This is a genomic window from Clostridium sp. ZBS2, assembly GCF_023845855.1.
Lineage (GTDB): Bacteria > Bacillota > Clostridia > Clostridiales > Clostridiaceae > Clostridium > Clostridium aquiflavi.
Genome location: NZ_JAMQIF010000014.1, coordinates 80,162 through 87,889, shown reverse-complemented (window position 1 = coordinate 87,889; position 7,728 = coordinate 80,162). Strand labels below are relative to the sequence as shown.

Sequence of the window (7,728 nt, the reverse complement as noted above, 5' to 3'; positions counted from 1 at the left end):
CAGCGACGTGTTTTATCTTAACATCATCCATAATATATATTTATAACAAATCAATTCATATTTATAAATTATATTTAATATACTCTTTATTTCTCTTTTTAATTAATTTATCCTAATATTGACACACGTGGATAAGTTATTATTGTATACTACTACTTTACTGAGTCTTTCTATTGACATTACTATATTAAATACTTAAACAAAGCTATTAATTGTATATTTATTCCATTAATAAGCTTTAATTATAAGCACATCTAATGTGTTCCCCCTCTTAAATATATATTTTTAGTATTTTATATTGTACTTATAAAACCTACTCGTGAAACACACAATCTATCAGTTCTTCTTTTTAATTCAAATTAAACACCAGCACAATGTTTAATTTATATATAAGTTAACTTTCCTATTGGGAAAATGATGTTTACTTTAGTTCCTTGGTCTTTTAAAGAATTAATATTTATAGATATCCCTAGTTTTTCTGAAAGCTTTTTACAAATATAAAGTCCCATGCCTGTAGACTTTCCATATATTCTTCCGTTTTCTCCAGTAAAACCTTTTTCAAAAACCTTATCTATATCTTGATCATTTATTCCAACACCATTATCTTCAACAACTAAGGTTACATTATGATTATTTTTTAAAGAATAAATTTTTATCTGTGCATTATTGTTTTTAGAGTACTTTAATGAATTTCCTATTATCTGATTAAGTATAAAATAGATCCATTTTTCATCACTATATACATTCTCTTCTAAATCATTTATTTCTAGGGATATCTTTTTAGTTATAAAATCTCTAGAATTATTTTTTATAACCTTATTAATTACCTTTTTTATATTAAATTCTTTAACTATGTAATCCTTGCTTACTTCACCTATCTTTGAATAATATAATACTTGCTCTACAAATTCCTCTACTCTCTTAATTTGATATTTTATTTTATTGGTAGTTTCATTTAAGTTATTATCTATAACTAACATAGATGATGCTATAGGTGTTTTTATTTCATGTACCCAAGTTTCTATATATTCTCTATAGTCTATTTGAGCATTTTTATATTTCTTTATTTCCTCATTCATATCTCTATTTGTTTCTTTTAATATATTATAAAGAAGTCGTCCTTCAATAAAATTTGGCTCTTCAATAAGTTCTGACAATAAATATTTTCTATCTAGCTTTTCAATCACACCATTTAAATTATCATAAAATTTCTTATATTTAAAAACTTCTATAACAAAATATATTCCTATTGGTAAAAACCATATTAAAAATGTTATAAAAATTAATACTAGTGGTGTTTTTAAAATTATCATTACACTAATTATACTTATAAATAATATAAAGTTTATTATTAAATAAAGTAATCTATCTTTTAAATATTCTAATATACTCATGGCATTATATATCCTAGTCCTCTTCTGGTTTCTATTGCATCTTTTATACCTATATCATCAAGTTTTTTTCTTAATCTTGTTACATTAACCGAAAGGGTATTATCATCTACAAAAATATCTGAATTCCATAGCGTTTCCATAAGTATATCTCTAGAAACTATACTCTTTTGATTTTTAATTAAGCATGCTAGAATTCTTAATTCATTTTTTGTAAGTTCACAATATTCATTATTATAACTAATACTTCCATTAGACAAGTCCAAAGTTAAATCCTTATACTTTAAAATTTCAGATGAATCATTCTTTTTATAAGTTCTCTTTAAAATTGATGATATTCTAGCTAATAGTATTTGTGTATTATATGGTTTAGTTATAAAATCATCTGCACCTAAATTCATACTCATAAGTTCATCTATTTCACTATCTCTGCTTGTAACTATAATTATAGGTATATCTAAATTTTTTCTTATTTCTCTACATATATGATATCCATCAAATAATGGTAAGTTTACATCAAGTAAAATTAAATCATAATTATTTTGCTCTATATGATTCACTACATTAGAAAAATCATCTGTAATACCAACTTCATATCCATATCTATTAAGAAGATTTTTTAATTCATCTCTTATAGTAACATCATCCTCGACTATCATTATCTTATACATGATACTTCTCCTTTTTTGATATATTTTTTTGTTCTCAAGTTTAATATCGTACTATCTCTATAAAAATAACTACCTTAAATAAAATTTTATTATCTAAAGTAGTTACTTGTTTTAATTTATTTTGCGTTGTTTATCGTATTTTTATATGCAACAACAGTTGTATAAAAATATCCACCATATATAACTAGTATTAATGCTACTGTAGAAATAGATGCTATACCTATATCAGATTTACCATAAAACTTTATATAATCATTAACAACATGTATTCCTACTACTGAATGTATTAATGCTAAAACTAGCGGAATCATAAAATATATAAATACTTGAACAAGTATAGTTTTATTTATCATTTTTTTAGGAACTCCAATTCTCTTAAGTGATTTATACCTTTCTAAACTTTCACTTATTTCAGATAATTGTTGTAATGCTAAAATTGCAGCACTAGATATTAAAAATACAATTCCTATATATATTCCTACATATATTATTAAAGTAGATGCTCCTCTATTTGTTGCATATATATCAGTCTTAGTATCTCCTAAAATAAATATACTATCTTCTCCAACTGATTTATTAGAATCAGTAAACATTTTGAAAAACTTATGATATTTTTCTTCAAAATATTCTTTATTATCTTTAGGATAGTTTACATTAAAATATGCTACACTAGGTTTAATATTCTCTAAAACATTATCAGGAACTATTATTGTAAATATATTTCCTAATAAAGTTGAACTACTCAAAGCTTCTTTGAAAATTTTTTCATTATATATTTTATAATCCTTATTATTTAAACTTATTTTATTTTTTTCTTTTACAAACTTATTTAATGATTTTTCTAAAGCATTAAAATTAGAAGTTATTATTACTTCATTATCTTTTAATCTTACACATTCTTTATTTTTTAATTTTAATATATTATTGTAATCAGAAATTTTCACTAAACTTATTTCATTTGGTCCATCTTGTAATAATTTTTTAGTAGAATCATCTACATCCTGTAATAAATTATTGATATTAAATTCAACTCTATATTCATTATAAAATTCTATATTTTCACCTTCATTAAAGTTAAAGTTAATTTCATTTAGTGCGTCTTTCATATTTTCAATTTTGTTATCATCTTGTAAAAACATATATCCAGATACATCAAAGGGAGTTGATGCTTCTAAGCTTTTTTCCATTGTGTTCTTAAGACTAATCCCTGTAGATAATATTGTTACCGTAAAAAATAACATTAAACATATTAAGCTCATAGATATAAAATTAGTATTTACTTTGCTATATATTTGTCTGCTTACAAATATATTTAAATTTTTAAAATATATATTTTTATTTGAGTTTACTATATATAAAATAAATCCTGCTAATCCAAAATAAAACATAAAAGTTCCAATAACACCTAATAATATAGCTAACTTGAATCTAATATCATTAATATTTAATCCACTTTTATTAATACAGTAATAAGCTAACACTAGTATAATTATTGATAATATAAACAATATTATATTAAATTTATTATTTCTTATTTTAATATTTTCACTCTTTTTAGGTGAATTAATCATATCTATTAATTTATATTTAGAAATAATAGTTACATTAAATATCATTGCAAATATAAATATAATGCTAAAATACAATATAGTTTTTAATATTGCTGATCCTGAGATTATAAATTTATAATCTATCATAGGTACTTCAAACATCTTGGCGGTAAATACTGATAATCCCTGTGATAAGATAACACCTATAAATAATCCAATAATTAAAGAAATCAATCCAATAATAAATGTTTCAAAAACTAAAATCTTAGATATTTCAGATTTTTTCATTCCTAAAGTCATATATATTGCAAATTCTTTTTTCCTCTTTTTTATTAAAAAATTATTTGCATATAAAATTAATCCACATAATACAAAAGAAATAAAAACTGAAATTCCAGAAATAAAATTATTTATTAATGTCATAATCTCACTTTGGCTACCATTAAGAGAAAATATCATCTTTTGTGATTCTATAGAATTAAAACTATAAAATATACATACACCAAAAGTAAGTGTTAAAAAATATATTGCATAATCCTTAAAGCTTCTTTTTACATTGTTTTTAGAAATTTTAAAAAACATCGCTAGAGTCACCCCCTAAAAGAGTTACAACTTCAATTATTCTATTAAAAAATTCTTTTCTTGTATCGGTACCTCTAATTAACTCATTAAATATTCTTCCATCTTTAATAAATAAAATTCTATGTGCATAACTAGCTGTAAATGCATCATGAGTAACCATAAGTATAGTTGCCTCTAAATTACTATTTAACTTTTCAAATGACTCTAAAAGCATTCTTGAAGATTTAGAATCTAATGCTCCTGTTGGTTCATCGGCTAATATTAATGAAGGATTTTTAACTATTGCTCTTGCACACGCAACTCTTTGTTTTTGTCCTCCAGATATTTGGTATGGATATTTATTTAATATCTCTTCTATTCCTAATTCTTTTGCTACATTTTTTATTAATGAATCTATTGATCTTTTTCTTTTATTTTGAATAGTTAATGCTAATGCTATATTCTCATATGCTGTTAAAGTATCTAATAAATTAAAGTCTTGAAATACAAAACCTAATTCATCTCTTCTAAAATCTTCTAAAGATTTAAGTTTTAATCTAGTAATATCTTTATTGTTTATTGTTATACTTCCTGTTGTTACATTATCTATTGTAGAAATTAAATTTAATAATGTTGTCTTTCCACTACCTGATGGTCCCATTATACCTATGAATTCACCTTTTTCTACATTAAAACTTATATTATCTACTGCCTTTGTTATGTTATCCTTATTTCCATAATATTTTTCAATCTTATCCATTTTTAATATCGTACTCAATTACATCACTCCAAACATTCTTATAGACAGTATTATAAACAATGTAGTTAAAATCACATATCTATATATCTTTCATTTAAATTACATTTTTGAAAGATAAGAAATAAAGTATCTACTCTATACTTTTCTTGAAACCTATTGATATTACTTACTCTAAAGTCTGTCCATCTCTATAATTTCCTGTACAAAAAAAGATATTTCCAAAATAAATTCTATTTTTAGAAATATCCCCTATTACACTATTTAATACTATTTAATAAATTATCTAAGTTTTCTTTTAAAGATTTAGCTTGTTCTTGAGATATATTTATTTTACAGCACATCTCATTAGGAACAGTAACTATCTCCTCTTTTAACTGTCTTCCTTTATCAGTTAATTCAACAATAACTACTCTATCATCATTTTTATCTCTATATCTATTAACCAATCCCATAAATTCTAATTTTTTTAATAACGGTGTTAATGTGCCAGAATCCAAATGCAATCTTTTACCAATGCCTTTTACTGTAATTTTCTCATCTTCCCACAAAACAAGCATTGCAACATATTGAGTATATGTAAGATTAAATTTATCTAAAACTGGCTTATATAATTTAATTATTTCTCTAGAAGCTGCATATAAAGAAAAACAAACTTGATTTTCTAATTTAATGCAATCATATTTACTCATAAAATTCTCCTATTCTTAATATATATAAATTTCAAATTAAAATATCAAAATTAAATTTTAACAAATTAAATCTATTAAAATAATATTATAATTATATAAATTTTATGTCAACACATATAAATAATGTAGCTCTATCATATACTATTTAAAATTAAATTTATTCAGCCTTAAAAAATTTTATAATTTTTTATACAAAAATTTAAGCTTCTTATTATATTAATATAATAAGAAGCTGTTTTTTACAAATTAGCTTCTATATTTTGTTTTAATACATCCTTAGGTAAAAATCCATTTAATTTGCTTACTTCTTTACCATTTTTAAATATCATAATAGATTGAATTGAAGGAATATCATATTTGTTTACCAAATCTCTACTTTCGTCTACATTTACTTTCAAAAATTTTGCTTTATCAGCTACTTCATCTTTCACCTCATTAAATACAGGCGCAACTAACTTAGAAGGACTTCCTAAATTTGAATAAAAGTTCACTACTGTGGTCCCATCTTCTATTTCTTTTTTAAAATCAAAACTATAAACTTGTTTTATCATAATTCTAACCTCCAATTTTTATATTTGTTTGTTAGAATTATTTTTAGCTTCTTTTCTTTCTATATACATAAATTTTAATTTTATTTTAATTATTGGTAATAAACTTTTATTTTATTCTATTTTTTAACATTCCTTTATAATAACTTGTTTAACAAATCAACATATTCATTTTTTATATCTTCATATATTTTTATTAAATCATCAGTTTCTTGTTTTACTCTTTCAACTATATAATCATAATTTTCTACAACTAATTGAACTATGTTGTAATCTACTTTATTACTATTTGCCATATTTTTAAGTATTTCAACTATTCTGTCTTTGCTAAATTCATCTTTATAACTTCTAACAGCCATTAGTGCACTAAAAATATCTGCAATTGCTACTATTCTAGCTTCTCTTGATATTTCTTCACCTTTTAAACCAAATGGATATCCTGTTCCATCTAATTTCTCATGATGAGCCATAGCTATATCTCTAATATCATCTATATCCAAATTACTTAATATTTTGTATCCAATAATAGCATGATCTTTCATGATTTCAAATTCTTCATCTGTAAGTTTTCCTGGCTTCTCCAAAATATTTATAGGAGTAGCTATCTTTCCTATATCATGAATCATAGCTGAAATTTTAATTTTTATACACAAGTCATCATCAAAATTCATCAATTTCGCTACTTCATAGCTCATAGCTTGTACCACTATAGTATGTTTTACTGTTATCTCACTTCTAAAATCTATTGCATATGTTAACATCTTTATATAATTTATGATTTCTTCTCTACTAATATATTTCTTATCAAAAAATTCAATTAACTCATCTTTATATGTGTTATCCGCAAGCTTTTTATTAAAATCTGTTGTTTCTAAAGCTTTTAAATATAAATCTATATTTTCTTTTTTATATGCTTTTGTTCTATTTATAATTAATGATTTATTTATTTTATTATGCTTTAAATGAAGTAATGAAATATAATCTGCCAATCCCATTAATAGAGCTTCATTTGGCATATCTTTAATATTTTTTTCTTTAATCTCTGTGTCTGTAAAGTGATGGCCTAATACCACTTTATGCATCTCAGATACAGGTGAAAAATATTTAATAAATAATGAACCATATATAGCATGATTTATTGGCGCTATTGAATCTATTTCTATAAGTTTATTTCTTTCTGAAACTTTGTATGCCCCTATATCATGAAATATTGCTACTGTGCATAATTTTAAAACTTCATCATCAGTATAACTTCCATCAGCTTGCAATAGCTTCAATAATATATATGATACTTTTTCTCCATGGTCTAACAATCTTTTGTCCATTGCATTAAATGCCCTTTGCATTATTATTATTACATCTTTTAAAGTAACGTTTCTCATTGTATCTCCTATTTACCCTTCTTTGAAAATTTCTTATTTATACATATATTATACTTATTTTGCTTTAATTCCAATAATAAGAATATCAATATTTAAATATTATTTTCTTTTTCTTAAAATATCGATTGTTTTAATCTCATCTATAGTAGAAAAAATTTTTGCTATTTTAGTGTACT

General features: G+C 23.0%; 7 protein-coding genes. All 7 read right to left on the bottom strand.

What is annotated here, in order from left to right:
* Positions 1-383: 383 nt before the first annotated feature.
* Positions 384-1,394 carry a sensor histidine kinase gene (locus tag NG918_RS09180; RefSeq protein WP_252216494.1) on the bottom strand — a complete coding sequence of 337 codons (1,011 nt, stop codon included), beginning with the start codon at positions 1,392-1,394 and terminating at the stop codon, positions 384-386.
* Positions 1,391-2,062: a response regulator transcription factor gene (locus NG918_RS09175; protein WP_252216492.1), complete on the bottom strand. Its 672-nt coding sequence runs from the start codon at positions 2,060-2,062 to the stop codon at positions 1,391-1,393. The genes NG918_RS09180 and NG918_RS09175 overlap by 4 nt, the downstream gene beginning before the upstream one ends.
* Before the next feature lie 116 nt (positions 2,063-2,178).
* A complete protein-coding gene (locus NG918_RS09170; RefSeq protein ID WP_252216489.1) occupies positions 2,179-4,194 on the bottom strand; it encodes an FtsX-like permease family protein in 2,016 nt (671 codons plus the stop codon).
* A complete protein-coding gene (locus NG918_RS09165; protein WP_434062235.1) occupies positions 4,184-4,933 on the bottom strand; it encodes an ABC transporter ATP-binding protein in 750 nt (249 codons plus the stop codon). Before NG918_RS09165 ends, NG918_RS09170 begins: the two co-directional genes overlap by 11 nt.
* A 257-nt stretch (positions 4,934-5,190) precedes the next feature.
* Complete coding sequence (locus tag NG918_RS09160) at positions 5,191-5,622, bottom strand: MarR family winged helix-turn-helix transcriptional regulator (protein WP_252216483.1); 432 nt, start codon at positions 5,620-5,622, stop codon at positions 5,191-5,193.
* A 239-nt stretch (positions 5,623-5,861) separates the two neighbouring features.
* Positions 5,862-6,173, bottom strand: a complete 312-nt coding sequence (locus tag NG918_RS09155) for a thioredoxin domain-containing protein (protein WP_252216479.1) — start codon at positions 6,171-6,173, stop codon at positions 5,862-5,864.
* Between the two features lie 134 nt (positions 6,174-6,307).
* Entirely contained in the window at positions 6,308-7,552 is a 1,245-nt protein-coding gene (locus NG918_RS09150) for an HD-GYP domain-containing protein (RefSeq protein ID WP_252216476.1), read from the bottom strand.
* Positions 7,553-7,728: the final 176 nt, after the last annotated feature.

What these genes read in the sequence shown, in the direction of transcription:
- NG918_RS09175 (WP_252216492.1), bottom strand. Translation starts at nt 2,062, where the DNA reads ATGTATAAGATAATGATAGTCGAGGATGATGTTACTATAAGAGATGAA.
- NG918_RS09165 (WP_434062235.1), bottom strand. Translation starts at nt 4,933, where the DNA reads ATGGATAAGATTGAAAAATATTATGGAAATAAGGATAACATAACAAAG.
- NG918_RS09180 (WP_252216494.1), bottom strand. Translation starts at nt 1,394, where the DNA reads ATGAGTATATTAGAATATTTAAAAGATAGATTACTTTATTTAATAATA.
- NG918_RS09155 (WP_252216479.1), bottom strand. Translation starts at nt 6,173, where the DNA reads ATGATAAAACAAGTTTATAGTTTTGATTTTAAAAAAGAAATAGAAGAT.
- NG918_RS09160 (WP_252216483.1), bottom strand. Translation starts at nt 5,622, where the DNA reads ATGAGTAAATATGATTGCATTAAATTAGAAAATCAAGTTTGTTTTTCT.
- NG918_RS09170 (WP_252216489.1), bottom strand. Translation starts at nt 4,194, where the DNA reads ATGTTTTTTAAAATTTCTAAAAACAATGTAAAAAGAAGCTTTAAGGAT.
- NG918_RS09150 (WP_252216476.1), bottom strand. Translation starts at nt 7,552, where the DNA reads ATGAGAAACGTTACTTTAAAAGATGTAATAATAATAATGCAAAGGGCA.